This is a genomic window from Streptomyces coeruleoprunus (assembly GCF_039542925.1).
Lineage (GTDB): Bacteria > Actinomycetota > Actinomycetes > Streptomycetales > Streptomycetaceae > Streptomyces > Streptomyces coeruleoprunus.
Genome location: NZ_BAABIT010000001.1, coordinates 3,119,581 through 3,145,508, shown reverse-complemented (window position 1 = coordinate 3,145,508; position 25,928 = coordinate 3,119,581). Strand labels below are relative to the sequence as shown.

The 25,928-nt window shown below is 73.2% G+C and carries 23 protein-coding genes; 13 read left to right on the top strand and 10 right to left on the bottom strand.

Annotated elements, in window-relative coordinates:
* The first annotated feature begins 96 nt into the window (after positions 1 to 96).
* The 9 genes from panC (at position 97) to ABEB09_RS13660 (ending at position 7,655) form a co-directional block, all read left to right on the top strand.
* The gene (gene panC, locus ABEB09_RS13700; protein ID WP_345690176.1) at positions 97 to 1,266 is read left to right on the top strand and encodes a pantoate--beta-alanine ligase; all 1,170 of its coding nucleotides are present in this window, start codon (positions 97 to 99) and stop codon (positions 1,264 to 1,266) included.
* Positions 1,263 to 2,993, top strand: coding sequence for an L-aspartate oxidase (locus tag ABEB09_RS13695; protein ID WP_345690175.1), 1,731 nt, complete (start codon positions 1,263 to 1,265; stop codon positions 2,991 to 2,993). The genes panC and ABEB09_RS13695 overlap by 4 nt, the downstream gene beginning before the upstream one ends.
* A gap of 4 nt (positions 2,994 to 2,997) precedes the next feature.
* Complete coding sequence (nadC, locus tag ABEB09_RS13690; protein ID WP_345690174.1) at positions 2,998 to 4,023, top strand: carboxylating nicotinate-nucleotide diphosphorylase; 1,026 nt, start codon at positions 2,998 to 3,000, stop codon at positions 4,021 to 4,023.
* Positions 4,023 to 4,829, top strand: coding sequence for a type III pantothenate kinase (locus ABEB09_RS13685; RefSeq protein WP_345690173.1), 807 nt, complete (start codon positions 4,023 to 4,025; stop codon positions 4,827 to 4,829). Before nadC ends, ABEB09_RS13685 begins: the two co-directional genes overlap by 1 nt.
* 173 nt (positions 4,830 to 5,002) lie before the next feature.
* Positions 5,003 to 5,605 (top strand): hypothetical protein, encoded by a 603-nt coding sequence (locus tag ABEB09_RS13680; protein ID WP_345693929.1) that lies wholly within the window; start codon positions 5,003 to 5,005, stop codon positions 5,603 to 5,605.
* A gap of 14 nt (positions 5,606 to 5,619) precedes the next feature.
* Complete coding sequence (locus ABEB09_RS13675; protein WP_345690172.1) at positions 5,620 to 5,808, top strand: hypothetical protein; 189 nt, start codon at positions 5,620 to 5,622, stop codon at positions 5,806 to 5,808.
* Positions 5,809 to 5,981: 173 nt separating this feature from the next.
* Entirely contained in the window at positions 5,982 to 6,638 is a 657-nt protein-coding gene (locus ABEB09_RS13670; protein ID WP_380839519.1) for a BlaI/MecI/CopY family transcriptional regulator, read from the top strand.
* An 11-nt stretch (positions 6,639 to 6,649) separates the two neighbouring features.
* The gene (locus tag ABEB09_RS13665) at positions 6,650 to 7,171 is read left to right on the top strand and encodes an amino-acid N-acetyltransferase (RefSeq protein ID WP_345690170.1); all 522 of its coding nucleotides are present in this window, start codon (positions 6,650 to 6,652) and stop codon (positions 7,169 to 7,171) included.
* A gap of 145 nt (positions 7,172 to 7,316) precedes the next feature.
* Complete coding sequence (locus tag ABEB09_RS13660) at positions 7,317 to 7,655, top strand: histone-like nucleoid-structuring protein Lsr2 (RefSeq protein ID WP_345690169.1); 339 nt, start codon at positions 7,317 to 7,319, stop codon at positions 7,653 to 7,655.
* Here ABEB09_RS13660 and ABEB09_RS13655 read toward each other — a convergent pair.
* Positions 7,634 to 8,308: an SCO3374 family protein gene (locus tag ABEB09_RS13655; protein ID WP_345690168.1), complete on the bottom strand. Its 675-nt coding sequence runs from the start codon at positions 8,306 to 8,308 to the stop codon at positions 7,634 to 7,636. The two genes, ABEB09_RS13660 and ABEB09_RS13655, sit on opposite strands and share 22 nt — an antisense overlap.
* Before the next feature lie 429 nt (positions 8,309 to 8,737).
* Between ABEB09_RS13655 and ABEB09_RS13650 the strand changes: the two genes are divergently transcribed.
* Positions 8,738 to 11,263, top strand: coding sequence for an ATP-dependent Clp protease ATP-binding subunit (locus tag ABEB09_RS13650; RefSeq protein WP_345690167.1), 2,526 nt, complete (start codon positions 8,738 to 8,740; stop codon positions 11,261 to 11,263).
* Between the two features lie 103 nt (positions 11,264 to 11,366).
* On the opposite strand, the gene dacB is transcribed toward ABEB09_RS13650, so the two are convergent.
* On the bottom strand, positions 11,367 to 12,986 hold the full coding sequence (gene dacB / locus ABEB09_RS13645; protein WP_425580048.1) for a D-alanyl-D-alanine carboxypeptidase/D-alanyl-D-alanine endopeptidase: 1,620 nt from the start codon (positions 12,984 to 12,986) through the stop codon (positions 11,367 to 11,369).
* A 462-nt stretch (positions 12,987 to 13,448) separates the two neighbouring features.
* Between dacB and ABEB09_RS13640 the strand changes: the two genes are divergently transcribed.
* A complete protein-coding gene (locus tag ABEB09_RS13640; RefSeq protein ID WP_345690166.1) occupies positions 13,449 to 14,162 on the top strand; it encodes a M23 family metallopeptidase in 714 nt (237 codons plus the stop codon).
* On the opposite strand, the gene cseC is transcribed toward ABEB09_RS13640, so the two are convergent.
* From cseC to ABEB09_RS13610, 6 genes are all read right to left on the bottom strand, one after another.
* The gene (cseC, locus tag ABEB09_RS13635; RefSeq protein WP_345690165.1) at positions 14,155 to 15,510 is read right to left on the bottom strand and encodes a two-component system sensor histidine kinase CseC; all 1,356 of its coding nucleotides are present in this window, start codon (positions 15,508 to 15,510) and stop codon (positions 14,155 to 14,157) included. The two genes, ABEB09_RS13640 and cseC, sit on opposite strands and share 8 nt — an antisense overlap.
* An 84-nt stretch (positions 15,511 to 15,594) precedes the next feature.
* Entirely contained in the window at positions 15,595 to 16,302 is a 708-nt protein-coding gene (gene cseB, locus ABEB09_RS13630) for a two-component system response regulator CseB (RefSeq protein WP_345690164.1), read from the bottom strand.
* Positions 16,303 to 16,322: 20 nt separating this feature from the next.
* Positions 16,323 to 17,003 carry a hypothetical protein gene (locus ABEB09_RS13625; RefSeq protein WP_345690163.1) on the bottom strand — a complete coding sequence of 227 codons (681 nt, stop codon included), beginning with the start codon at positions 17,001 to 17,003 and terminating at the stop codon, positions 16,323 to 16,325.
* Positions 16,991 to 17,596, bottom strand: coding sequence for a SigE family RNA polymerase sigma factor (locus ABEB09_RS13620; protein WP_345690162.1), 606 nt, complete (start codon positions 17,594 to 17,596; stop codon positions 16,991 to 16,993). Before ABEB09_RS13620 ends, ABEB09_RS13625 begins: the two co-directional genes overlap by 13 nt.
* A 198-nt stretch (positions 17,597 to 17,794) precedes the next feature.
* A complete protein-coding gene (locus ABEB09_RS13615; protein ID WP_345690161.1) occupies positions 17,795 to 18,718 on the bottom strand; it encodes an HhH-GPD family protein in 924 nt (307 codons plus the stop codon).
* Positions 18,719 to 18,749: 31 nt separating this feature from the next.
* On the bottom strand, positions 18,750 to 19,463 hold the full coding sequence (locus ABEB09_RS13610) for a phosphatase PAP2 family protein (RefSeq protein ID WP_345690160.1): 714 nt from the start codon (positions 19,461 to 19,463) through the stop codon (positions 18,750 to 18,752).
* 145 nt (positions 19,464 to 19,608) lie between these two features.
* On the opposite strand from ABEB09_RS13610, the gene ABEB09_RS13605 reads away from it, so the two are divergent.
* On the top strand, positions 19,609 to 20,427 hold the full coding sequence (locus ABEB09_RS13605) for a hypothetical protein (RefSeq protein ID WP_345690159.1): 819 nt from the start codon (positions 19,609 to 19,611) through the stop codon (positions 20,425 to 20,427).
* 129 nt (positions 20,428 to 20,556) lie between these two features.
* Here ABEB09_RS13605 and disA read toward each other — a convergent pair whose 3' ends face one another.
* Both disA and radA read right to left on the bottom strand, forming a co-directional pair.
* Positions 20,557 to 21,681: a DNA integrity scanning diadenylate cyclase DisA gene (gene disA / locus ABEB09_RS13600; RefSeq protein ID WP_345690158.1), complete on the bottom strand. Its 1,125-nt coding sequence runs from the start codon at positions 21,679 to 21,681 to the stop codon at positions 20,557 to 20,559.
* 763 nt (positions 21,682 to 22,444) lie between these two features.
* A complete protein-coding gene (gene radA / locus ABEB09_RS13595; protein WP_345690157.1) occupies positions 22,445 to 23,857 on the bottom strand; it encodes a DNA repair protein RadA in 1,413 nt (470 codons plus the stop codon).
* A 264-nt stretch (positions 23,858 to 24,121) separates the two neighbouring features.
* Here radA and ABEB09_RS13590 point away from each other — a divergent pair, with 264 nt between their 5' ends.
* Positions 24,122 to 25,903 (top strand): BACON domain-containing protein, encoded by a 1,782-nt coding sequence (locus ABEB09_RS13590; protein WP_345690156.1) that lies wholly within the window; start codon positions 24,122 to 24,124, stop codon positions 25,901 to 25,903.
* Positions 25,904 to 25,928: the final 25 nt, after the last annotated feature.

Below are 25,928 nucleotides of genomic sequence, written 5' to 3'. Positions count from 1 at the left end.
CACTGACGGCGCCCCCACCGACGACGCCACCCCCGCCCAACCCCCCGCACCCCCCGCCCGCCCCGATGCCGAGGGCCCGGAAGGAGAGAGCAGCCGATGAGCCCGACGTCCCACGCCACCCGGACGCCCGGCGGCACCCCCGGCGCGCCCCGGACCGGCATCGCGCTCGTCCACACCCGAGAGGCCCTGGACGGACTCCTCGACGAGGCCGTGGCCCGGGGCGGCAGGAGCGCCGTGGTCATGACCATGGGCGCCCTGCACGAGGGCCACGCCTCGCTCGTCCGTACCGCCCGGGAGCACGTCGGACGGGACGGTTTCGTCACGGTGACCGTCTTCGTCAACCCCCTCCAGTTCGGCGCGGGCGAGGACCTCGACCGCTACCCCCGCACGCTCGACGCCGACGTCGAGGTGGCCCGCGCGGCGGGCGCCGACGCCGTCTTCGCGCCGTCCGTCGACGAGGTGTACCCGGGAGGGAACCCGCAGGTCCGCATCACGGCGGGCCCCATGGGTGAGCGGTTGGAGGGCGCTTCCCGGCCCGGCCACTTCGACGGCATGCTGACCGTCGTCGCCAAGCTGCTCCACCTCACCCGCCCCGACGTGGCGTTCTTCGGCCAGAAGGACGCCCAGCAGCTCGCCCTGATCCGCCGCATGGTCCGCGACCTGAACTTCCGGGCCGAGATCGTCGGCGTACCCACCGTGCGCGAGCCCGACGGCCTGGCCCTGTCCAGCCGCAACCGCTACCTGTCGGTCCCGGAGCGCCGCACGGCACTCGCGCTGTCCGCCGCGCTGTTCGCGGCCCGCGACAGGCTCGCCGCACAGGAGGCGCTGCGCGCCCGCGCCGAGTCGCTGCCCGCCTCCCAGAGCCGCGCCGACGCGCTGTCCAAGCTCGGCGAGTCCCGCGCGGCCGCCGACGCGCACGCGGTGGCCCAGGCCGCCCAGGCGCAGGGCGGCGGCGCCGACGCGGTGCGCGCGGCGGCCAGGGCCGTACTGGACGAGGCGGCGAAGGCCGATCCGCCGCTGGTGCTGGACTACCTCGCCCTGGTGGACCCCGCGGACTTCACGGAGGTCGCCGACCACCACAAGGGCGAGGCGATCCTCGCCGTCGCCGCCAGGGTGGGCACGACGCGGCTCATCGACAACCTGCCCCTCACCTTCGGCACCACGGGGCAGCCGCCCCTCACCCTCGGCACGACGGGGCAGCCGCCCCGCACCCCGGCCGCCCCTGGTACCTCCGGTACCCCGAGCACCCCCGGAGCCCCCGCATGACCGGCATACGACTCCAGGCCCCGGCCCCCGGCTGGTCCATCGACGCCGACGTGGTCGTGGTCGGCTCCGGCGTCGCCGGCCTGACCGCGGCGCTGCGCTGCACGGCCGCCGGTCTGCGCACGGTCGTCGTCACCAAGGCCCGCCTCGACGACGGCTCCACGCGCTGGGCGCAGGGCGGGATCGCGGCCGCGCTCGGCGAGGGCGACACGCCCGGCCAGCACCTGGACGACACCCTCGTCGCGGGCGCGGGCCTGTGCGACGAGGAGGCCGTCCGCATCCTCGTCACGGAGGGCCCCGACGCCGTACGCCGCCTCATCGCCACGGGCGCCCGCTTCGACACCGACGCGGCTGGCACGATCGAGCTGACCCGTGAGGGCGGCCACCACCGCCGCCGCATCGCGCACGCGGGCGGCGACGCGACCGGCGCGGAGATCTCCCGCGCGCTCGTCGACGCGGTCCGCGAGCGCGCCGTGCGCACCATCGAGAACGCCCTGGTCCTCGACCTCCTCACGGACGCCGAGGGCCGCACCGCCGGTGTCACCCTGCACGTCATGGGCGAGGGCCAGCACGACGGCGTCGGCGCCGTCCACGCCCCGGCCGTCGTCCTCGCCACGGGCGGCATGGGCCAGGTCTTCTCCGCGACCACCAACCCGGCCGTCTCCACCGGCGACGGCGTGGCGCTCGCGCTGCGCGCCGGCGCCGAGGTGAGCGACCTGGAGTTCGTCCAGTTCCACCCGACGGTCCTGTTCCTCGGCCAGGACGCGGAGGGCCAGCAGCCGCTGGTCTCGGAGGCCGTACGGGGCGAGGGCGCCCACCTGGTCGACGCGGACGGCGTGCGCTTCATGGTCGGGCAGCACGAGCTGGCCGAGCTGGCGCCCCGCGACATCGTCGCCAAGGGCATCATGCGCCGCATGCGCGAGCAGGGCACCACGCACATGTACCTCGACGCCCGCCACTTCGGCGCCGAGATGTGGGAGTCCCGCTTCCCGACCATCCTCGCCGCCTGCCGAGCCCACGGCTTCGACCCGGTGACGGAGCCCATCCCGGTCGCGCCGGCCGCGCACTACGCCTCCGGCGGCGTCCGCACCGACCGGTACGGGCGTACGACGGTCCCCGGCCTGTACGCGTGCGGCGAGGTCGCCTGTACGGGCGTCCACGGCGCCAACCGGCTGGCCTCGAACTCCCTGCTGGAGGGCCTGGTCTTCGCGGAGCGCATCGCCGACGACATCGCGGCCCGCAGGACCACGGCCGGCACGCCCGTCCCGCACCCCGCGCCGCGCGTGCTCCCGCTCCTCGACCCCGCCGCCCGGGGGCGCGTCCAGCACGTGATGACGCAGGGCGCCGGAGTGCTGCGCTCCGCCGCCAGCCTCGCGGAGGCGGCCGAGCAGCTGGACGCCATCCACCGCGAAGCGACCGACGGCGAGCCCGCCCCCAACGGCACGGCCAAGGCCGCCGAGCCCGGCGTGGAGTCCTGGGAGACCACCAATCTCCTGTGCGTGGCCCGCGTCCTGGTCGCCGCGGCCCGCCGCCGTGAGGAGACCCGGGGCTGCCACTGGCGCGAGGACCACCCCGACCGGGACGACGCCGCCTGGCGCCGCCACCTCGTCGTACGGCTCTCCCCCGACCGGACACTGGACGTCCGTACGACCACCACCCAGGATTTCCCCCCGACCGTCCAGAACGCCGACAAGGCCGCCGACCAGGCGGCCGCCCCCAGGGAGTCGTAGAACCATGAGCACGCCCGAAGAACGCCCGCAGCCCGTGGACGTACCCCTGATCCAGATCGGGGCGCCCTCGGCCGTCCAGGCCGGCGGCTGCGGCGACGGCTGCGGCTGCGCGGCCGGCGAGGACGACGAGGTGTACGAGTGCGGGCTCGACCCGGCGCTCGCCGCGCTCCTCGCGCAGGCCGGCCTCGACCCCGTGCTCGTCGAGGACGTCGCCTACCGCGCGGTCGAGGAGGACCTGGACGGCGGCGTGGACGTGACGACCGTCGCGACCGTCCCCGAGGACGCCGTCGCCACCGCGGACTTCACCGCGCGCGAGGCGGGTACCGTCGCGGGCATCCACATCGCCGAGGCGGTCCTGTCCATCGTCTGCACCCACGAGTTCGAGGTCGAGCGGCACGTCGCCGACGGCGACCGCGTGGAGGCCGGGCAGAAGCTGCTGTCCGTCACCGCCCGCACCCGCGACCTGCTGACCGGCGAGCGCAGCGCCCTCAACATCATGTGCCGCCTCTCCGGCATCGCCACCGCCACGCGCGCGTGGGCGGACGCGCTGGAGGGCTACAAGGCGAAGGTCCGCGACACCCGCAAGACCACGCCCGGCCTGCGCGCCCTGGAGAAGTACGCCGTGCGCTGCGGCGGCGGCGTCAACCACCGCATGTCCCTCTCCGACGCCGCGCTGGTCAAGGACAACCACGTGGTCGCCGCGGGCGGCGTGGCCCAGGCGTTCAAGGCCGTGCGGGAGCAGTTCCCCGACGTCCCGATCGAGGTCGAGGTGGACACCCTCCACCAGGTCCGCGAGGTCCTGGATGCGGGCGCCGACCTGATCCTCCTGGACAACTTCACGCCCATGGAGACCGAGGAGGCCGTCACCCTCGTCGCCGGCCGCGCGGTCCTGGAGTCGTCCGGCCGCCTCACCCTGGAGAACGCCGCCGCGTACGCCGCGACCGGTGTCGACTACCTCGCGGTGGGCGCCCTGACCCACTCGTCCCCGATCCTCGACATCGGACTCGACCTCCGAGAGGCGCAGGGCTGATGCTGCTCACCATCGACGTCGGCAACACCCACACCGTCCTCGGCCTGTTCGACGGCGAGGAGATCGTCGAGCACTGGCGCATCTCCACCGACGCCCGCCGTACGGCCGACGAGCTCGCGGTCCTGCTCCAGGGCCTGATGGGCATGCACCCGCTGCTCGGCGAGGAGCTGGGCGACGGCATCGAGGGCATCGCGATCTGCGCGACCGTGCCGTCCGTCCTCCACGAGCTGCGCGAGGTGACCCGCCGCTACTACGGCGACGTCCCGGCGGTCCTCGTCGAGCCCGGCATCAAGACCGGGGTGCAGGTCCTGGTGGACCACCCCAAGGAGGTCGGCGCGGACCGCATCATCAACGCGGTCGCGGCGGTCGAGCTGTACGGCGGCCCGGCGATCGTCGTCGACTTCGGTACGGCGACGACGTTCGACGCGGTGAGCGCGCGCGGCGAGTACGTGGGCGGGGTCATCGCCCCGGGCATCGAGATCTCCGTCGACGCGCTCGGCATCCGCGGCGCCCAGCTCCGCAAGATCGAGCTGGCCCGCCCCCGCAGCGTGATCGGCAAGAACACGGTCGAGGCCATGCAGTCGGGCATCGTCTTCGGTTTCGCCGGGCAGGTCGACGGCGTCGTCCAGCGCATGCGGCGCGAGCTGGTCGGGCCGAACGGCGACCCGTCCGACGTGACCGTCATCGCCACGGGCGGTCTGGCGCCCATGGTGCTGGGGGAGTCGGCCCTGATCGACGAGCACGAGCCCTGGCTGACCCTGATCGGCCTCCGCCTGGTCTACGAACGGAACGTGTCCCGCATGTAGCCGCCGCGCGCGTGAGCCCTGACGGACGGGCACGACGAGGACGGCGAGGAAGGGCGAGGGGAAGGGCGGGGAACGGCGCCCGGCAACGCGCCCGGCAGCGCTTCCTCAGGCGTTTTTGTCCGATATGCACGTATTGTCGGACTATGCCCACGCCATACGGATCACGAGGCGGACTGGCGTTCAGCGCAGACGAGCTGCGTGTGCTGCGACGCTCTCTCGCCCATGCCCTGCACCCGACACCGCTCGACGACGAGGACGTCCGGGACTGCCTGCGCCTCGCCGACGCCGTGGACGAGGCGGCCCGCGAGGCGGGCAGGATGAGGACCTTCGTCCTCGCGGACCTGGCCCGCTACCGCGCCTCGCTGCCCGGCGCCGCGCCCGGCTACCTGGAACTGCTCCAGGACGCCCTGGCCGCCGGCTACGACCCGCGCCCCGAGGACCTGGCCGCCCTGCGGACCCTGCGCGGCACACCCGCGGGCGCCGCGCTCCTGGCGCGCTGCCAGGTGCTGGCCGAGCGGTCCGTACGTGCCCGCCTGGCCGGCCGCCGGCCCGTCACGGCCCCCGCCGCCATCCCGGCACCGGCCACCGGCCCGCGCACCCGTCTGCTCGTCCTCCAGGGCGGCCGCGACGAGCCCGCCGAGGGCCCGAAGAAGCCGCAGCCGCCCAAGCCCTCGTCGCCGGCGCCCGCCGAGCGCCCGGTGCCCAAGCCGTCGGAGGTGTTCCCGCCGCGCCGCCGCCCGGCCCCGCCCCCGCCGGAGAAGCGCGCGGCCGGGTAGCTAGTCTGGATGCCATGGACTACGTATCCGCGCTCCTGCCGCCCGTGGTGATGGCCGCCTTCTTCACCGCGGTCGTCGTGACGATCGTCAAGAGCCAGGGCGGCTCGAACAAGGCCAAGGAGGACGCGGCCGTGGACGCGGCGTTCGCCCGCGCCGAGGCCGCCCGCCAGGCCGACGGCTCCGCGGAGCCCGGTCAGGCCTGACGGCCGCACGCCCTTCCCGCCGGGCATTCCCCGGCCCAGGGGTGACGCATTGAGGACGTACGGTGGCATTTGCCCCGTACGTCCTTTTTGTTACGTCAATAGCTGTTCATTCAGGGATCTCCCACTATGGTGGCGGTGTGCCCCGTCAATTGGGAGAGCTCGAAGACGCCGTCATGACCCGCGTCTGGCAATGGAACCGTCCTGTCACCGTCCGGGAAGTCCTCGAGGATCTGCAGCAGGAACGGTCCATCGCCTACACCACGGTCATGACCGTGATGGACAATCTCCATCAGAAGGGCTGGGTGCGAAGGGAAGTCGTCGGACGGGCCTATCGATATACCGCCGTGTCCACGCGCGCCGCGTACTCCGCCGCACTGATGAACGAAGCCTGGGCGCAGAGCGACAACCCCGCCGCGGCCCTCGTCGCCTTCTTCGGCATGATGTCGCCGGAGCAGCGGGAAGCCCTCAACGACGCGATCCGCATCGTCCAGCGCGACACCCCGGAAGAGGCACAGGAACCCCGAGAAGAACCCCGTACGGAAGCGGTCGGGGAACGCCCGGCGGAACCCTCGGCGGAACCCCCCGCGGAAGCACTCACCGAACGCACCCCGGAACCCTCGCGGGAAGCCCCCGCACAACCCCGCACGGAACAGCCCCCGCAAGAAGGTCTCCCCGGAGAACGGGAAGGCGGGCAACAGGAGACCGAAGACCGGACCCCGCCGCCGGCGGCTATCCCGGGCCCCGCCGAAGAGGCCCCCGGGGCCGCGCCGGAGAACTACGGTCGGCCCCCTGACCAGGGCGCCGCCGACTCCTCCGGCGCGGAACGATAACGTTCGCAGCCATGTCGTCATCCACGTCAAAAGCCGTGACCGTCCGCAGAGCCAGGACCTCCGACGTACCCGCGGTGCGCCGACTCGTCGACCCGTACGTCGCCGAAGGCATCCTGCTCGACAAAGCGACCGTGACCCTTTACGAGGACATCCAGGAGTTCTGGGTCGCGGAACGGGACGAGGACGCGACCGTCGTCGGGTGCGGCGCACTCCATGTGATGTGGGAAGATCTCGCCGAAGTGCGCACGCTCGCCATCGACCCGGACTTCAAGGGCGCGGGCATCGGGCATCAGGTGCTGGACAAGTTGTTGCACACGGCCCGCTGGCTCGGGGTGCGCCGGGTTTTCTGCCTGACCTTCGAAGTGGACTTCTTCGCCAAGCACGGCTTCGTCGAGATCGGGGAGACACCCGTCGACGGAGATGTCTACAGCGAGCTGCTGCGTTCCTATGACGAGGGCGTCGCCGAGTTCCTGGGCCTCGAACGGGTGAAGCCGAACACCTTGGGCAACAGCCGGATGCTTCTGCACCTGTGAAGGGTCGGGGCGAACCGGATCCCTATGTCCGAATCGCGTACGTTTCCCGCGTTCTCGCGGATCTGAACCTCTCCCAAGGGTTTGTGTTTTCCAGAGAAAAGCGGTTTCCTTTCCGCGTACTGCATTTTCGATGAAAGGAAATCCGGTGGCACAGAAGGTTCAGGTCCTTCTTGTCGACGACCTCGACGGCGGCGAGGCGGACGAGACCGTGACGTTCGCTCTGGACGGCAAGACCTACGAGATCGACCTCACCACCGCCAACGCGGACAAGCTCCGCGGCCTGCTCGAGCCGTACACCAAGAGCGGCCGGCGCACCGGTGGCCGCGCCGCCGGTGGCCGTGGCAAGGGCCGCGGCACCGCCACGAGCGGCAGCCCGGACACCGCGAAGATCCGCGCGTGGGCCAAGGAGAACGGCTACAACGTGAACGACCGCGGTCGTGTCCCGGCCGACATCAAGCAGGCCTACGAGGACGCCAACCGCTGACCGGCGGCCCGCGGGGTGCCGACGCCGAGCAGCCGGGCCCGGTGACATTCCGTCGCGGCCACGGACACGAGCCGTGCCAGGCCGGTGACGTCACCGCCGCCGACCGCGCGAGCGAACGGCGGGAGGCCCGGAAGGGCCGGCTCCACCTCGCGCCCCGGCTCGGGCGGCCGCAGCCATACGGCGGCTCCGGGCGTGCCGGGTCCGTTCCATCCTGGGGGAGTGGGGGCGGGCATCCGGCCGCCCGTACCCCGTGCGGCGAGGTCGAGGCCGACGCCGCCCCATTCGAGCCAGTCGAGGAGGCCGGGCAGCTCGTCCGCGCTCCCCGCGGCCACGAGCATCAGCATCCGGTCCCCGCAGAGGGCCACGGGCCAGCCACCGCCCACCCGCCGCAGCACGGCGAAGCCGGCGGTGGCCGGCAGATCCAGCGCGTCGAAGCGCAGCCCGGTCGGCAGTTGCACCGGCGGCCCCTCGACGGCGGCCCAGCCCAGCACCCGCTCGTACCACCGCGCGACCCCGCCGCTCCCGGACGCCTCGGCATCCGGCACCGGACGGGGGCCCGGCAGGGGAACGACGGCCGCGCCGGAGACGGCGGACTCGGCGGGAGGGCCGAGGGGGAAGGCCGGCGGCAGGGTCGGCAGCGCGGAGGAGGCCATGACCGGGGAACTCCCAACGCCCCGGGGAAGTTACGCAGGGTGGAAGCACGATCGCTCTGCGTGTCCAGGTTGGGGGCGTACGGGCGCATTCGCCAGCGCAAGGATGTTCGCCCGTAGCTGAGGCACCCGGGGTGTGCCGCATGGAGTGTCAGTGCTTACGGGTAAGACATTCCTAGTGGGGAGGGGCGACACGCGGCCGCGGACGTCTCACGTTCGCCATCGGCGTACTGTCGGTGAGGCTAACTGCCTGGCCTGCGGGAACATCGTCTCGCACCATCGGGTTGGAGCATTTGTCGGCGTTCGGGTCAGGAGGCCATCGACGGGTGTCGGCAGTTGGAATGAGCGGTCCCCGCTTGCGGGACTAAGCTGCGGAAGGACAGGGAGGGGACCGACCCCTTACTGCCTGACCGCTCTGAGGAGCGATTAACGATGTTCGAGAGGTTCACCGACCGCGCGCGGCGGGTTGTCGTCCTGGCTCAGGAAGAAGCCCGGATGCTCAACCACAACTACATCGGCACCGAGCACATCCTCCTGGGCCTGATCCACGAGGGTGAGGGTGTCGCCGCTAAGGCCCTGGAGAGCCTCGGGATTTCGCTCGAGGCGGTCCGCCAGCAGGTGGAGGAGATCATCGGCCAGGGCCAGCAGGCCCCGTCCGGCCACATCCCCTTCACGCCCCGTGCCAAGAAGGTGCTGGAGCTGTCGCTCCGCGAGGCCCTTCAGCTCGGCCACAACTACATCGGCACCGAGCACATCCTGCTCGGCCTGATCCGCGAGGGCGAGGGCGTCGCCGCCCAGGTCCTCGTGAAGCTGGGCGCCGATCTCAACCGGGTGCGGCAGCAGGTCATCCAGCTGCTCTCCGGTTACTCCGGGGGCAAGGAGGCCGCCACCGCAGGCGGTCCCGCCGAGGGCACGCCCTCGACGTCCCTGGTCCTCGACCAGTTCGGCCGGAACCTCACCCAGGCCGCTCGTGAGTCCAAGCTCGACCCGGTCATCGGGCGCGAGAAGGAGATCGAGCGGGTCATGCAGGTGCTGTCCCGCCGTACCAAGAACAACCCGGTCCTCATCGGCGAGCCCGGCGTCGGCAAGACGGCGGTCGTCGAGGGCCTGGCGCAGGCCATCGTCAAGGGCGAGGTGCCCGAGACCCTCAAGGACAAGCACCTCTACACCCTGGACCTGGGCGCGCTCGTCGCCGGCTCCCGGTACCGCGGTGACTTCGAGGAGCGCCTGAAGAAGGTGCTCAAGGAGATCCGCACCCGCGGCGACATCATCCTGTTCATCGACGAGCTGCACACGCTCGTGGGCGCGGGTGCCGCCGAGGGCGCCATCGACGCGGCCTCCATCCTGAAGCCGATGCTGGCCCGTGGTGAGCTGCAGACCATCGGTGCGACCACGCTCGACGAGTACCGCAAGTACCTGGAGAAGGACGCGGCCCTGGAGCGCCGCTTCCAGCCCATCCAGGTCGCGGAGCCGTCCCTGCCGCACACGATCGAGATCCTCAAGGGCCTCCGGGACCGCTACGAGGCGCACCACCGTGTGTCCATCACGGACGAGGCGCTCGTCCAGGCGGCCACGCTGGCCGACCGGTACATCTCCGACCGCTTCCTGCCGGACAAGGCGATCGACCTGATCGACGAGGCCGGTTCCCGGATGCGCATCCGCCGGATGACCGCGCCGCCGGACCTCCGCGAGTTCGACGAGAAGATCGCCGCCGTCCGCCGGGACAAGGAGTCCGCGATCGACGCGCAGGACTTCGAGAAGGCGGCCTCTCTCCGCGACAAGGAGAAGCAGCTGCTGGCGGCGAAGGCCAAGCGGGAGAAGGAGTGGAAGGCCGGCGACATGGACGTCGTCGCCGAGGTCGACGGCGAGCTGATCGCCGAGGTCCTCGCGACCGCCACCGGCATCCCGGTCTTCAAGCTGACGGAGGAGGAGTCCTCCCGTCTGCTCCGCATGGAGGACGAGCTCCACAAGCGCGTCATCGGCCAGAAGGACGCCATCAAGGCCCTGTCGCAGGCCATCCGCCGTACGCGGGCCGGCCTCAAGGACCCGAAGCGCCCCGGTGGCTCGTTCATCTTCGCCGGCCCGTCCGGTGTCGGTAAGACCGAGCTGTCCAAGACGCTCGCCGAATTCCTCTTCGGCGACGAGGACGCGATGATCTCGCTCGACATGTCGGAGTTCAGCGAGAAGCACACCGTTTCCCGTCTCTTCGGCTCCCCGCCCGGATACGTGGGTTACGAGGAGGGCGGCCAGCTCACCGAGAAGGTGCGCCGCAAGCCGTTCTCCGTCGTCCTCTTCGACGAGGTCGAGAAGGCCCACCCCGATATCTTCAATTCCCTTCTCCAGATCCTGGAGGACGGTCGCCTGACCGACTCCCAGGGCCGGGTCGTGGACTTCAAGAACACGGTCATCATCATGACGACCAACCTCGGGACCCGGGACATCTCCAAGGGCTTCAACCTGGGCTTCGCCGCCCAGGGCGACGTCAAGACGGGTTACGACCGGATGAAGGCGAAGGTCAACGAAGAGCTGAAGCAGCACTTCCGGCCCGAGTTCCTGAACCGTGTCGACGACACCGTCGTCTTCCACCAGCTCAGCCAGGACGACATCATCCAGATCGTCGACCTGATGATCGCCAAGGTGGACGAGCGTCTGAAGGACCGCGACATGGGCATCGAGCTCAGCGGTGACGCGAAGATCCTCCTGGCGAAGAAGGGCTACGACCCCGTGCTGGGTGCCCGTCCGCTGCGCCGGACGATCCAGCGCGAGATCGAGGACGTGCTGTCGGAGAAGATCCTCTTCGGCGAGCTGCGGCCCGGTCACATCGTGGTCGTGGACACCGAGGGCGAGGGTGAGGAGAAGAAGTTCACCTTCCGCGGTGAGGAGAAGTCGGCGCTGCCCGACGTTCCGCCGATCGAGGCGGCCGGTGGCGCGGGGCCGAACCTGTCCAAGGACGCGTGAGGCATCGCCGCTCCGAGCGGTGAGCAGTGACTGAAGGGCTCGCCCCGGACCGTGTGTACGGTCCGGGGCGAGCCCTTTCGCGTGCGCCCCGGGCTTCCGGGACTCAGCAGGCGGCCTCCGGCTTGCGCCAGGCGCATTCCAGGCCGGCGTCCCGCCCGGAGACGCGTGCCGTGGGCGGGGCCGGCGTGGCGATCGTGCCGGCCGCCGTGTCCGACGAGGCCAGCGTGACGACGATCGCGTCCTCGATGCTCTTCACCGACGACGCCAGGTAGTTGTTCAGGACGATGCTGAACACCAGCCGTCGGCCCGCCTTGTCCGTGACGTAGCCCGACAGGGCGGAGGCGCCCGTCAGCGAGCCCGTCTTGGCGTGGGCGTTGAGCGCGGCCGGCGTGTTGCACATGCGGGTGCGCAGCGTCCCGCCGATGGCGCGGTCCGCGTGGCAGGCGACCGGCAGGGAGGCGTACCAGTCGGCGTACCAGGGGGAGTCCTGGACGGCGACGAGCAGCCGGGCGAGCTGGGCGGCGGGGAACAGGTTCTTCCGCGACAGGCCGGAGCCGTCGGCCTGGCGCAGCTGTGCGGTGTCCACGCCCTCCTTCTTCAGGTACGCGGTGATCGTGTCGAGGCCCGCGCTCCAGCTGCCGCTGCCCGCGGTCTCATGGCCCATGGCCTTGGTGAGCGCTTCCGCGTGCATGTTGTTCGACAGCTTCATGAAGGGGCGCATCAGCTCCTTGAGCGGCATGGAGCTGTGGCCGGCGAGGAGCTGGGCCGTGGCGGGCGTCTTCACGCCGAGGCGGGTGGGGCCGTCGACGCGTACGCCGTGCGCGGCGAGGGCGTCGGCGAACACGGCGGCCGCGTAGCCGGTCGGCTCGTCGACGGCGATCCACTCCTTGGTGGGTGAGCCCTGGAGGGGGATCTCGCCGCTGATCACGATCGTGTTGGTGCCGTGGGCGCGCTCGATGGTGAGGGTGTCGGGTTTGCCGGCGCCGACGGTGGTGGCTCGGTTGTCGATGCGGACGTAGTCGGTCCTCGGGGTGAGGGCGACCACGGGACGCCCGCCGACGGCTGCGGCCGGCGAGGCCTGGACGACGACGGTTCCCGCGTCGTAGTCCGTGTCGGGGGCGAGGGTGAGCGGCGAGATCTGTGCCGCGTAGTACGCCGACTCGTCGTCGGCCGCCCAGGAGTCGCCGAAGCGCAGGCGGTCGAAGCGGGTGTCGTCGGCCAGGAGACGGCCCGTGACCCGCTTGACGCCCGCCGCGGCGACACGGGCGGCCAGCCGGTCGTAGTCGCTCGCCAGGGTCGTGGGGTCGCCGGTGCCGCGCAGGTAGAGGTCCCCGCGCAGGACGCCGTCCCGGTGGCGGGTGCTCGCCAGCACCTCCGTACGGAACCGGTGGTCGGGTCCCAGCACGGCCATGGCGGCCAGCGAGGTGGAGATCTTGGTGTTGGAGGCGGGCATCAGCCGGTCGCCGCTGTCGCGCTGGTAGAGGGTGTCCCCGGTCGCGGCGTCCGCGACGACGACGCTCACGGCGCCACCGTCGAGTCGTGCGTCGCTGAGGATCGTGTCGAGGGCCCCCTTGAGGCCGGTGTCCGACGGGCCGGCCCCGGCCGGGGAGCCCAGGGGGCCTTGGAGCGTCCAGGCGAGGAGGGCGGCGAGGCCGACGGCGGTCAGGCGCCGGAAGGCCCTGGTGCGCCCGGCGTGGGCTGTGGTGCGCGTCACGGGTCTCATGGCACAGGAGCATTCCGGAGGGGGCGGCCCTCAGGAAGAAGGCGGTGCGGCACTTCGGGCCGGAGATGCGTCGATTTTCGGCCTGGTTCCGTGACAAGGCGCACAGGGCATTTCGGACGTACTAGAGGGAATAGTGAGTCGCGGTCCGCAGCGGGCCGGGGTATGCCCCCTGGTGCGGGTGGCTGACCGGCAGGGGCTCGTGCGGCTGGGACCCCGGTGCGCGAGGGGTGGTCGTGCCTTCGACGTGGGGGTGTTCCGCCCTTTTCCCGCCCATATCGATGGGCTGGTGCCCGTATGGCCGCAGCCGTCAAGTGTGGCCGTCACAGGTCGCGCACTACGACCGTATGTCGTAGATCGGGCGTTTGGGGCGCTCCGGGAGAAGGCGGTACCAAGGATGACCGAAGCCCGGCGCACCGGTTGCGTCGGGTCCCTTGTTGTCAGGATCCCGGAGGACTTCCCCGTATGTCGCAGCGCAAGCTTTCCGCCCGCAACGCCGTCGTCGCCCTCGCCGCCGCCGGCCTGGGAGCGTCCGTGGCGTTCGGAGCCGGTACGTCGGCCTTCGCGGCCGAGGCGCTGTCGGCACCCGTCGCCGTGGACGCCGCTGCCGCCGTCGCCGCCCAGGCCGACGCGCAGGCCAAGGCCGCCCAGCTGAAGGCCGTGGCCGCCAAGGCCGCCGCCGCCCAGAAGGCCGCCGCCGCGAAGAAGGCCGCCGCCAAGAAGGCCGCCCTCGCCAAGGCCGCCAAGGCCGCCAAGGCCGTGGACTGGGTCAAGCCGGTCACCGGCTACACGCTGACCGCCAGCTACAACCAGGGCGGCGCGATGTGGACGAACAAGCACTCCGGCCAGGACTTCGCCGTGCCGGTCGGCACCCCGGTCAAGGCCGCCCACTCGGGCGTCGTCGTCAAGGCCGGCCCGAACGGCGGCGGCGACGGCTCCGCGTACGGCAACGCGATCGTGATCAAGCACGCCAACGGCACGTACTCGCAGTACGCCCACCTGTCCAAGATCAACGTGTTCGTCGGCAAGAAGGTGAAGACCGGCCAGCTCATCGGCCTGTCCGGCAACACCGGCAACTCGTCCGGCCCGCACCTGCACTTCGAGATCCGTACGACGCCGAACTACGGCTCCGCCGTGAACCCGGCCGCCTTCCTGCGCGCCGAGGGCGTCCTCATCTGACGCCCGGCGCCCCCGGCGCTCCGTCCTCGTCGGGGAACGGCAGCATCGGGAAGGACCCCGTGTTCGTCGGAGCGTGCTCCGGCAGCCACAGCACCGCGATGGCGCCGCCCGAATCCCGGGCGGTGCCTTCCGGCGTCTCGGGGGCCGCGTTGCGGAACGTCAGCCGCGCGCCGAGCACCCGTGCCTGGCCCGCCGCGATGGTCAGCCCGAGGCCGTGACCGCCCCCGGCGCGGTCGCTGGCGCCCGTACGGAACCGGCTCGGCCCGTCGCGCAGCAGCGCCTCCGGGAAGCCGGGCCCGTGGTCCCGCACCCGTACCACCCGGCCCTCGACGGTCACCTCGACCGGCGGCCGGCCGTACTTGGCGGCGTTCGTCAGCAGGTTCAGCAGGATCCGCTCCAGGCGCCGCGGGTCGGTGTTGACCCACGACTCGTGCACCACCCGCACCACCACGTCCGGACCCAGCACCGCGACCCGGCGGCTGACGAACTCGCCCAGCGCGATCTCCTGCAGCTCGGCCCGCTCCGAGGCGCTGTCCAGCCGGGCCACCTCCAGGACGTCCTCGACGAGCTGCCGCATCGCCTGGGCCCGGTCCCGCACCAGCTCGGTCGGGCGGCCCGGCGGCAGCAGCTCCGCCGCGGTCAGCAGGCCCGTGACCGGCGTGCGCAGCTCGTGCGCGATGTCGGCGGTCACCCTGCGCTCGGCCTCGATGCGCTCGTTCAGCGCGTCCGTCAGCGCGTCCACGGCCCGCGCCAGCTCGTCCGTCTCGTCCCGTACGACACCGCCGATGGCGTCCCGCACCCGGACGTCCGTGTTGCCCTGGGCGACCTTGCCCGCCGCCGTGGCCGCCTTGCGCAGCCGGCGCGAGAGCTGCCCGCCGATCAGCACACCCAGCGCGCTGCCGCCGAACACCACGGACACCGAGCCCACGATCAGCGCCTCGTCGAGCCGCTTCATGATCGTGGCGCTGCGGTTGGCGAACCGCGTGTGCAGCGACAGCGTGTCCCCGTTCGCCAGCGGCACGGCCGCCCACACGTCCGGCGCGCCGTCCTCGTGCTCCTCCACGTACGTCCCGCGGTGCTTGCGCTGCAGGATCCGGTCGAGCTCCGGCGGCAGCGCGGGGTCGTTCACCTTCGTACCGAACTTCGGTTCCTTGGGCTTGGACGCCTCGTACATGCGCTGCGCGGACAGCAGCCGCTCCATCTGCACCTCGCGCGCGTTGTCCAGCATCGACACGCGTGCGGCGTTGTGGACGACCAGGCTGAGCGCGACCGCGACGAGAGCGCCCACGGCGGCGATCGCGATGGAGATCTTCCATCGGACGCCGGTACGGAGGGCGGGCGGCTTCATCGAGGCGCTGTCCTGTTCTGATGCGGGGAGCGGGCGGGGGCTGACGGGGGAGAAGGGGGTACGGAGCGGACCGCGGCGCGCGTATCAGCCGCGGAGCTTGTAGCCGAAGCCCCGCACCGTCTCGATGCGGTCCTGGCCGATCTTCGTGCGGAGCCGCTGCACATGGACGTCCACCACGCGCGTGTCACCGCCCCAGCCGTAGTCCCAGACCCGCTCCAGCAGCTTGTCGCGCGAGAGCACGGTGCCGGGGGCCGACGAGAACTCCAGCAGCAGCCGCATCTCCGTCGGGGTCAGCGCCACGGGCGCGCCGCCCTTGCGGACCTCCATGCCCTCGGTGTCCACCTCCAGGTCGCCGAAGACCAGCAGCCCCCGCTCGCCCTGGCCCGCCTGGTCGCCGCCGTCGGCACCGGACGGCCCGCCCGCGTGCCCGAAGCGGCGCAGCACGGCGCGGATCCGCGCCACCAGCACGGCCCCGTCGAACGGCTTCGTCACGTAGTCGTCGGCGCCGGCCTCCAGGCCCAGGACCACGTCGATGGAGTCGGCACGCGCCGAGAGCATGATCACCGGCACGGTCGATTCGTCGCGGATGCGGCGGCACAGGCTCACGCCGTCCATGCCCGGCAGCATCACGTCCAGCAGCGCGATGTCCGGCCGGTCCGCCCGGAACGACTCCAGGCCGGACAGCCCGTCCGGCATCGCCGTCACCGTGAAGCCGTCCCGCTCCAGCGCCAGCTGCGTGGCCTCCCGGATGACGTCGTCGTCCTCGACGAACAGCACATGGGTCTCGGCCATCCCGCGTCCTCCGCGCCCTCTCAGTTCTCGCTCTGCGCGGTCGGTGCGGAACCCTCGATGTCTCCGCCGTCGACCGCCTTGCTGTACTCGTTGTGCACCACGTCGTGCTCGGTGAACTTGCTGCCCACCCACCGGTAGGTGATCACGTCCTCGCGGGACGGATACGCCACGGGGTCGCCCTTCGCGTACACCTGCTTGGTGACGACGAGGTCGCCGCGGTCGATCGTGGAGTACACCGCGGGCTCTTCCAGGGCGAAGACGTTCTCGTACTTCTTGTTGTCCCGCATCCGGTACACATACGTTCCTATGCCGACCATGTCGCCGCACGTCAGCACGTTGACGACGACGTCGGGCGCACCGGTGTTGGTCAGGTTCCCGTACGAGGTGTCGACCGGGTAGGCGTCCGCCGCGCACGGCTTCAGGTCGTCCTTCACCTGGTCGCTGACCTTCGGGTCGCTCTTGACCAGCTCCACCACGTCGACCCGCTGGAAGGCCGGCGCCGAGGACGACGCCTGGGGGCTCGGGGCGGTGTTCGCGGTGCCCTGGTCGGTCCGCGCGGCGCCCTCGTCGCGGGCGCCGGTGCCGCCGGCCGAGCACCCGGTCGCGAGCAGGCCGACGGCGGCGACCACGGCCACTCCCGCCGTACCCGCCGCCCGGATCCGCACCGTGCCGCTCCCGCGTCTGCCGCTCAGGCCGCGCACCGCTCCCGCTCCCGTCCCTGACGCTGTCCGACCACACGCTCCGTACGAGCGGGACGGACCGCGCGGCCCGTGGCGCCCGTGGCGTGCAGGGCGCGGGCGTCGATGTCCCGGCTCTCCAGCTCCTGGCGGAGCCGGGCGAGAGCCCGGTGGAGCGTGCTCTTCACCGTACCGGTCGACATGCCGAGCGCTTCGGCGGTCTCCTCGGTGCTCATCTGCTCCCAGTGTCGCAGCACGACGACGCTGCGCTGCTTGGGGGCGAGGACCTTCAGCACGTCCATCAGCAGGGCCCGGTCGGCGTGCTGCTCGGTGGCGTCGTCGACGGACGCGTCGGGCAGCTGCTCGGTGGGGACCTCCTCCAGCTTGCGGGCCCGCCACCACTCCGTCCGCGTGTTGATCATGACGCGGCGGAGGTAGGCGTCGGCGAGCGCCTTGTCGGCTATGCCGTCCCAGCGGCCGTACGTCCGGGCCAGCGCCGTCTGCAGCAGGTCCTGCGCGTCCACCGGGTCCGGCACGAGGCGTCGGGCGCTGCGCAGCAGGGCGTCCTGCCGAGTGCGGACGTACTCCTCGAATTCGAGCACCTCGCCGTGCGACATCCCGAACCGCCTCCGTTTCCCCGTGACAAAGCACTGCGTCCACTGCGTCAGCGGCGTTCGGTCATCGCGTCTTTTCGCGGCGCTCGCTGACATCACGAGAAACTACGGAGCTGTTGTCACGGGGCTGTCCGAGCCAGCCCTCGGCGGACGCACGGCTGTCCATCGGTTGTGTAACAGCGACCGTGCGGCAACGGTGCGTCACGCCAGGGGCAGCCGGTACAGCCCGCCGTCCAGGGGCTCGACCAGGCCGTCCGCGACCAGGCCGTCGAGCGCACGGGCCCGCTGCACCGGCTCGTCCCACACGGCGTCGAGGGCGGCCTGCGGTACGGGCGCGACGGCCTCCCGCAGGACCGCGAGCAGCTTGCCGCGCACCTGGCGGTCCGTCCCCGCGTACGTCTGGCCCCGCCGGGGCGGCCCGTCGTGCGCGGGCTTCCCGGCGAGCCGCCAGGCGCACCGGGAGGCGATCGGGCAGCGGCCGCACTCCTCGTTCCTGGCCGTGCACACGAGCGCGCCCAGCTCCATGGAGGCCGCCGCCCAGCGGGCCGCCGTCGACGCGTCGCCCGGCAGCAGCGCACGGGCGAGGCGGCGCTCGGCCGCCGTCGTGGCGTTGGGCGGGTACTGGACGCCGGTGACCGAACGGGCGAAGACGCGGCGGACGTTGGTGTCCAGCACGGCGTGGCGCTGCCCGTACGCGAAGGACGCCACCGCCGCCGCCGTGTACTCGCCGACGCCGGGCAGCGCCAGCAGCTGCGCGTGGTCGTCGGGCACGTCGCCGCCGTGCCGCTCCGCGATGGCGACGGCCGCCCCGTGCAGGCGCAGGGCGCGGCGCGGGTAGCCGAGCCGGCCCCAGGCGCGGACCGCCTCGCCGGGCGCCTCGGCCGCCAGGTCGGCCGGCCGGGGCCAGCGGGCCAGCCACTGTTCGTACACCGGCAGCACGCGGCTCACCGGCGTCTGCTGGAGCATGAACTCGCTGACCATCACGCCCCAGGCACCCGCATCGGGGCGGCGCCAGGGCAGGTCACGGGCGTGCTGCTCGAACCAGGCGAGGACGGGTCCGTGCAGCTCCCCGTGTGCGGGGGCGGCGGGGACGGGGGCCGGGGCGGGGATGTCGGTCGCAGTCATGGCCCTCCGATCCTGGCACGCCGCGCCCGGATCAGGAGACCCGGCGGTGCGTCGGCTCCCGGCGCTCGTGGCGCGCGGCCCGCCGGCCTCCGCGCTGTGCGCCCCGCCGGCGGTGGACCGTGTGGGTGGCGTCGCCGGAGAGCTCGGCGGCCGGACCGGGGCCCGCAAGCCACCGCGCGGCGCCGGACCTGCTCGTCCGCATGGTCTCCACCAGCTTCCCGGCCGGGCCGGTCAGCAGCCGTACGAACACCACGACCGCCAGTGCGCCCACGACCAGGCCCGCGGCCACGTCGTGCGGGTAGTGCACGCCGACGAACACGCGCGAGAACGCCATCAGCACCGCCAGCGGCGCGGTGAGCCAGCCGATCCCGCGCCAGGCCAGGATCAGCGCCATCGCCGACGCGCCCGCGATCGCCGAGTGGTTGCTGGGGAACGACCAGTCCCCGTACGGCGGGCACTCGGCGATCGACTTCGCGGCACGGGCGACCGCCCGGCACGGACGCTCCTCGTCGATCAGCGACTTGAGCGTCTCGCTGACGACGTAGCCGAAGGCGGTGGCCACGGGCGCGAGCGCGGCGAGCGCCATGGCCCGGGAACCGGCGGGGCGCGCCCGCCACCACGCGACGACGAACAGCAGCCCGAAGAGCAGCAGTCCGGCGTCCGTCCCGATCTCGGCGAAGACGTGCACCCAGTGCGGTGTGCCCTGGGCGAAGTCGGTGATGGCGCGATAGAGGTCCTGACTCATGGTTACGGACGGTACCTGGCCCCCGGGGGTGGTCGTGCGCCGCCGTCCTCCGCGAGAGCTGGGGCGGATGTGATCATCGGCAAAACTTGGCGCAGGAGCGGCGGGTGGGGCGGGAGTTGGCGTCGATCTCTCGTAGAGTTTGGGCGTGGGATCTCTGCGCAATCCGGTCGGGCCGCTTCCCTCTTCCATCTACTGGCGGCGGAGGGCAGTCGCGGCGAGTCTGGCCGCGCTGCTCGCGGTGCTGATCGTATGGTTCGTCAGCTCCGGTGACGACGAGCCGGCCAAGGCCGGCGACGACGCCAAGGCGACGTCCCCCGCGCCCTCCATCACCCCGGGCCCCACACCCTCCGGCCCGGCCATCAGCAGCCAGCCCGGCGGGCGCGACGAGTCGGACGACCCCGGTGACCAGGCCGGTACGAGCGCCGGCGCGGGCACGGACGGCAAGAACGGCGACACCTCGTCCGCCGGCGGCGACGGCAGCGGCGGCGGGTCCGGCGACGGCTCCTCCACGGGCGCCGGCGGCGGCACCGGCTCCGCCCAGCAGGTCCCGGCGACCTCGCCGCTCCCCACCTGTGCCCCCGGATCCCTGCAGCTGGCCCTGAGCACCACGAAGGTGTCGTACGCGCCCGGCGAGAAGCCGCGGTTCCGGCTGACCGCCAGGAACACCTCGTCGGCCGCGTGCAAGACCGATCTGGGGCCCGCCACCGCCGTTCTGACGGTCAGTGACGAGACGGACGACCAGGTCTGGTCCTCCAAGGACTGCCCCAGCGGCTCCGGCAGCGCGTGGGTCGCCGTCCCGGCCGGCGGGACCGCCACCTACACCGTCGAGTGGGACCGCCGCCACAGCGCCCCGCAGTGCGCGACCCCGGCCGCGCGGACGGCCGCCCCGGGCACGTACCTGGCGGAGGCCACGGTCCCGGGCGCGAAGGTCCTGCGCGCGGCGATCACGCTCACCAAGGACTGACGAGGACCGACGAAGGCCTGACGAGGGCCGACGGGGACCGACGAAGGGCCGACGAACGACGGGCGCCCGACCGCGGGCGCGATCGGGCGTACCGGTTCCCGGGGGCCGGGCTCAGTTCCTGGGACCGGCTCAGACGTACCGTTCGAGGATCGACGACTCGGCCAGCCGCGACAGGCCCTCGCGGACGCTGCGGGCCCGTGCTTCGCCGACGCCGTCGACCGTCTGCAGGTCGTCGACGCTCGCCGCGAGCAGCTTCTGCAGTCCGCCGAAGTGCTCCACGAGCCGCTCGATGATCGCGCCGGGCAGCCGCGGGACCTTCGCCAGCAGCCGGTAGCCGCGCGGCGAGACCGCGGAGTCCAGGGTCTCCGGCGAGCCGCTGTAACCGAGGGCGCGGGCCACCGTGGCCAGCTCCAGCAGCTCGGAGTGCGACAGGGCGTCCAGCTCGGTCAGCGCCTCGGCGACCGTACGGGACCGCTTCGCGGTCGGCTCGGGCACGTAGTCCCGGACGACCAGCTCGCGCTCGGGCTCGACGCCCGCGATCAGCTCGTCCAGCTGCAGCGCGAGGAGCCGGCCGTCGGTGCCCAGCTCGACCACGTACTCGGCGATCTCGGTGGCGATCCGGCGGACCATCTCCAGGCGCTGCGCGACCGCCGTGACGTCCCGCACGGTCACCAGGTCCTCGATCTCCAGGGCCGACAGCGTGCCGGCCACCTCGTCGAGGCGCAGCTTGTACCGCTCCAGCGTGGCGAGGGCCTGGTTGGCGCGGGAGAGGATCGCGGCCGACTCCTCCAGGACGCGGCGCTCGCCGTCCACGTAGAGCGCGATGAGCCGCATCGACTGGGACACGGACACCACCGGGAAGCCGCACTGCTTGGACACGCGGTCCGCGGTGCGGTGGCGGGTGCCGGTCTCCTCGGTGGGGATGGACGCGTCCGGCACCAGCTGGACGCCGGCGCGGAGGATCTTGGTGATGTCCTTGTCGAGGATGAGCGCGCCGTCCAGCTTGCAGAGCTCGCGCAGGCGCGTCGCGGTGAACTCCACGTCCAGCACGAAGCCGCCGGTGCACATCGACTCGACGGTCTTGTCCATGCCGAGGACGATGAGACCGCCGGTGTTTCCGCGGAGGATGCGCTCCAGTCCGTCCCGCAGGGCCGTGCCGGGAGCGACAGCGCTCAGGGACGCGCGCATGAGCGCTTCGGACCCGGAGCCTCCGCCGGACTTTCCGGGTGCTGCTGCCCGGTCGTTGGCTGCCACTGCACTCCTCCGGCTCGTACGGGTGGGCGAGACCAGGGCAAAGTCTAGCGACCCCCACCCGCGCGAGGGGTGCGCCCGCAAAGAGGGACCCCCGTCACACGGCTCCCGGAGGCACCTCCGACCGCCCCGCGACCCGGCAGGCACCGGCCCGCCCCACTGCCCGACGGCAACTCTGCCCACCACGGCCCGGACCATTCCGGCCACACCGACGCGGACGACCCGGGCGCCTGGCGCACGTGCCGCGCAGCGGGGCGACGCGGACCCTTGCGGGACCCTCACGCGCCACTCTACGGCGGCGGTACGGAGCCGATTGCGGCCACGGCGCCGCGAACCGTGCGGGGGCCGCGGCCCACGCCGTGCGCGGCGGCGCGGGGCCTACGTGCGGCCCTGCGCACCACCCGTGCGCGGCGGCGCGGGGCCTACGTGCGGCCCTGCGCACCACCCCGTGCGCGGCGGCGCGGAGGGTGCGGGCCCACGTACCACCCGTGGCGGCGGTACGGAGCCGATTGCGGCCACGGCAGCGCGAACCGTGCGGGGCCGCGGCCCCCGCCGTGCGCGGCGGCGCGGACGGTGCGAGGCCCACGCTCTGTGGCGGCGGTATCGGAGCCGATTGCGGCCACGGCGCCGCGAGCGGTGCGGGGCCCCGGCCCACCGCGTGCGCGGCGGCGTGGATCGGGCTACCGCCGATCTCCCCGCGGCGGCGGTACGGCGCTCGTCCGGCCGCGGTGCCGCGGGAGCGCCGCGCTTCCGTGGCGGGCGGCGGTCAGGGCTGTTCGGCCGGCTCGCGGTCGTGGGCCGGCGCGCGGCGGGTGCGGGGCAGGACGCGCAGGGCCTCGCCGACGTCGGCGACCTCCCGGACGGTCATGCCCGGCGGGACCTTGCCCGGGTCCACCGGAACCAGGGCGTGGGTGAAGCCGAGGCGGTGGGCCTCCGCGAGGCGGCGCTGCACGCCCGTGACCCGGCGCACCTCGCCCGCGAGGCCGACCTCGCCGATCGCGACCAGGTTCTTCGGCAACGGCGTGTCACTGGCCGCCGAGGCCAGGGCGAGCGCCACCGCCAGGTCCGCCGCCGGCTCGGAGAGCTTCACGCCTCCGACCGTCGCGCTGTAGATGTCCCGCTTGCCGAGGGCGCTGATCCGGCCCCGCTGCTCCAGCACGGCCAGCATCATCGACACGCGGGAGGTCTCCAGGCCCGAGGTCGTCCGCCGCGGCGACGGGATCTGGGAGTCCACCGTCAGCGCCTGCACCTCCGCCACGAGCGGGCGGCGCCCCTCCAGCGTCACCGTCAGACACGTGCCCGGCACGGGCTCGGCGCGCCGCGTCAGGAACAGCCCACTGGGGTCGGCGAGCCCCGTGATGCCCTCGTCGTGCAGCTCGAAGCAGCCGACCTCGTCCGTCGCCCCGTACCGGTTCTTCACCCCACGCACCAGCCGCAGCCGCGCGTGCCGGTCGCCCTCGAAGTGCAGCACCACGTCCACGAGGTGCTCCAGCAGGCGCGGGCCCGCGATGGCGCCGTCCTTCGTGACGTGCCCGACGAGCAGCGTCGACATGCCGCGCTCCTTGGAGGCCCGGATCAGCGCCCCGGCGACCTCCCGCACCTGGGCCATGCCGCCGGGCGCGCCGTCGATCTCCGGGGAGGCGACCGTCTGCACGGAGTCGAGGATCAGCAGCGACGGCTTGACCGCGTCCAGGTGTCCGAGGACCGCGGACAGATCCGTCTCGGCGGCCAGATAGAGATGGTCGTTCAGCGCGCCGATCCGGTCGGCCCGCAGCCGCACCTGGCTCGCCGACTCCTCACCCGTCACGTACAGCGTCCGGTGCTCGTCGCTCGCCGCCTTCGCGGCCACGTCCAGCAGCAGCGTCGACTTGCCGACACCCGGCTCGCCCGCGAGCAGCACGACGGCGCCCGGCACCAGGCCGCCGCCCAGCACCCGGTCCAGCTCGTCCACGCCGGTGGAGCGGGCCGCGGCCTGCCGCCCGTCGACCTGGGCGATCGGCAGCGCCGCCGTGGACACCCGCCCGGCGGCGGTCGTCCGGACCGCGGGCGCCCCGTACTCCTCGACCGTCCCCCACGCCTGGCACTCGGGGCACCGCCCGAGCCACTTGGCCGTGGTCCAGCCGCACTCGGTGCAGCGGTAGGACGGACGGTCCTTGGAGGATTTCGTACGGGCAGCCATGCGCCACACCGTAGCGGCCGCCACTGACAGAGCCGCCCGTGGCCGCCGGGCACCGCCCCGCACCGGTGCGGTCGGCGCCCGGTCACCGGTCGGCTGCGGTCGGAAACGGGCGAGAACGGGCCGGAACGGACGCGCGGCCTATAGCGCCGACATATGTGAGGAGGCAAAACCTCCTGTCCTCTTTTGAGGGATACGTTCACCCGTAAGGCTTAAAAGTGCCGAAGGGGTACGAGGAGTGTGCCTTCCGCCGCCTACGGTCGCCGGGTGACGAGCAGCAGGCTGGAGCCCCCCACGTACACGACCGGCGCACACCGGGCGCAGCGCCGTGCGCCCCGGACCGGGCACCAGGCGCTCACGCAGAGTCCGCCCGCGCGTTACGAGCCGTATCTCGACGGCCTGTTCACGTACTGCCTCTCCGTGCTCTGCGACCACGACGCGGCGACCGCCGTGCTGGGCGACGTCCTGGCCGTCTCCGAGCGCCAGTACGGGCGATGTCCCGCGGAGGAGGACCGGCGCAGGGCCTGGCTGTACGCGCTGGCGCGCTGGGCCTGCCTGCGCGAGCTGGCGCAGCAGCGGCGCAGGCGCCAGGGGGCGCACACGGGGCGCGCGCCCGTCTCCGAGGAGGCCCCGCGGACCGGAGAGGAGACCGCCGAGCGCCGCCGCCGCGAGCTGGCGCTCCTCGCCTGGCCCGAGGCCGCCGGGACGACCCCCGAGCAGCGCGAGGCCCTGGAGCTGGCCGTACGCCACCGGCTCGGCGCGCCCGAGGTGGCCGCCGTCCTCGGCATGACCCCGCAGGCCGCGCGCGAACTGCTGTCCGCCGCCGCCTGCGAGGTGGAGCGCACGCGCGCCGCCCTGGCCGTCGTCGACACCGGCACCTGCTCCGCCGTCGCCCGCCTCGCCGGCGACCACCAGGTCCTGCTCTCCGCCGCCCTGCGCCGCGAACTCGTCCGGCACGTGGACGACTGCCCCCTGTGCCGCCGCGCCGCCGAGCGCGCCGAGGCGGCCGGCCCCTGGCCCGGCTCGACGGTCACGCCGGACACGCTGCCCCTGGTGGCCGCCCCGAGGGCCGCCGCCTGCGCGGCCATGCGGCACGTGTCGCGCGTCCGCTCCGGCGGGCCCCGCTTCGGCCGCGACGGCTTCCCGCTGGACCCGAAGGACTACGCGGCGCGGCGGGACCGGATGCGGGCGCGGGCGGTGACCACCACCGTCGTGGCGACCGTGCTGGCCGCGCCGGTTCTCGCCCTGTGGGCCGCGTACCGGGGCGACACGGGCGCCGGGGACGGGCGCGACGGCCCCGCCGTGAGCGCCGCCGACGAGGGCGACACCCGGGCCGCCGGACTGCCGGCCCGCCGCCACTTCGAGAACGCGGGCAACGCCCGCACCGGCCCCGACCCGCGCTTCCGCGCCCCCGGGCAGGGCCCGGACGTCTCCGTCGAGGTCATCAGCAGCGGCACGCCCGCACCCCCGTCCCACCCCGGCCGTCCGGGTCCCGGCCGCATCACGGTGACCGCCCAGCCGTACGGCGACACGACGATGATCACGCTCACGGCCTCCGGCGGCGCCCCGGTCGACTGGTCCCTGTGGACGGACGCGCCCTGGCTGTACGCCAGCCGCTCGTCGGGCACGCTCCAGCCGGGCCGCTCGGAGCACGTCTACATCACCGTCGACCACAGCCGGGAGCCGCAGGGCGCCTGGAGCGCACGCGTCGGCGTCAACCCGTCGGGCGCCGTCATCGGTATCGACGGCCACGGGCCCAAACGCCCGCCCACGCAGCAGCCCCCCACGCAGGGCACCACACCGCGACCGACCCCGCCGGCCACGCACCCGGGCCCGCCGCCGGGCTCCGGCAGCCCGGCCCCGAGCACTCCGCCGCCGTCGTCCCAGAACCCGGACCCGACGCCCCCGCCTTCGACCCCGCCGCCCTCCACGAACCCGCCCCCGTCGAGCGACCCGCCGCCCTCCGCGGATCCGCCGCCCTCGACGAACCCGCCGGCCTCGTCGGAGGCCCCCAGTCCCACGTCGGCGACGGCCCCCCAGCCGGGCTGAAGCGGCCGACGCCGAGGCGGGACGC

Coding starts and splice junctions, on each gene's coding strand:
- panC (WP_345690176.1), top strand. CDS start 97: ATGAGCCCGACGTCCCACGCCACCCGGACGCCCGGCGGCACCCCCGGC.
- ABEB09_RS13640 (WP_345690166.1), top strand. CDS start 13,449: ATGTCGCAGCGCAAGCTTTCCGCCCGCAACGCCGTCGTCGCCCTCGCC.
- ABEB09_RS13620 (WP_345690162.1), bottom strand. CDS start 17,596: ATGTCGCACGGCGAGGTGCTCGAATTCGAGGAGTACGTCCGCACTCGG.
- ABEB09_RS13675 (WP_345690172.1), top strand. CDS start 5,620: ATGGACTACGTATCCGCGCTCCTGCCGCCCGTGGTGATGGCCGCCTTC.
- ABEB09_RS13650 (WP_345690167.1), top strand. CDS start 8,738: ATGTTCGAGAGGTTCACCGACCGCGCGCGGCGGGTTGTCGTCCTGGCT.
- ABEB09_RS13670 (WP_380839519.1), top strand. CDS start 5,982: ATGACCCGCGTCTGGCAATGGAACCGTCCTGTCACCGTCCGGGAAGTC.
- ABEB09_RS13685 (WP_345690173.1), top strand. CDS start 4,023: ATGCTGCTCACCATCGACGTCGGCAACACCCACACCGTCCTCGGCCTG.
- dacB (WP_425580048.1), bottom strand. CDS start 12,986: ATGAGACCCGTGACGCGCACCACAGCCCACGCCGGGCGCACCAGGGCC.
- cseC (WP_345690165.1), bottom strand. CDS start 15,510: ATGAAGCCGCCCGCCCTCCGTACCGGCGTCCGATGGAAGATCTCCATC.
- radA (WP_345690157.1), bottom strand. CDS start 23,857: ATGGCTGCCCGTACGAAATCCTCCAAGGACCGTCCGTCCTACCGCTGC.
- cseB (WP_345690164.1), bottom strand. CDS start 16,302: ATGGCCGAGACCCATGTGCTGTTCGTCGAGGACGACGACGTCATCCGG.
- ABEB09_RS13655 (WP_345690168.1), bottom strand. CDS start 8,308: ATGGCCTCCTCCGCGCTGCCGACCCTGCCGCCGGCCTTCCCCCTCGGC.
- ABEB09_RS13695 (WP_345690175.1), top strand. CDS start 1,263: ATGACCGGCATACGACTCCAGGCCCCGGCCCCCGGCTGGTCCATCGAC.
- nadC (WP_345690174.1), top strand. CDS start 2,998: ATGAGCACGCCCGAAGAACGCCCGCAGCCCGTGGACGTACCCCTGATC.
- ABEB09_RS13615 (WP_345690161.1), bottom strand. CDS start 18,718: ATGACTGCGACCGACATCCCCGCCCCGGCCCCCGTCCCCGCCGCCCCC.
- ABEB09_RS13610 (WP_345690160.1), bottom strand. CDS start 19,463: ATGAGTCAGGACCTCTATCGCGCCATCACCGACTTCGCCCAGGGCACA.
- ABEB09_RS13665 (WP_345690170.1), top strand. CDS start 6,650: ATGTCGTCATCCACGTCAAAAGCCGTGACCGTCCGCAGAGCCAGGACC.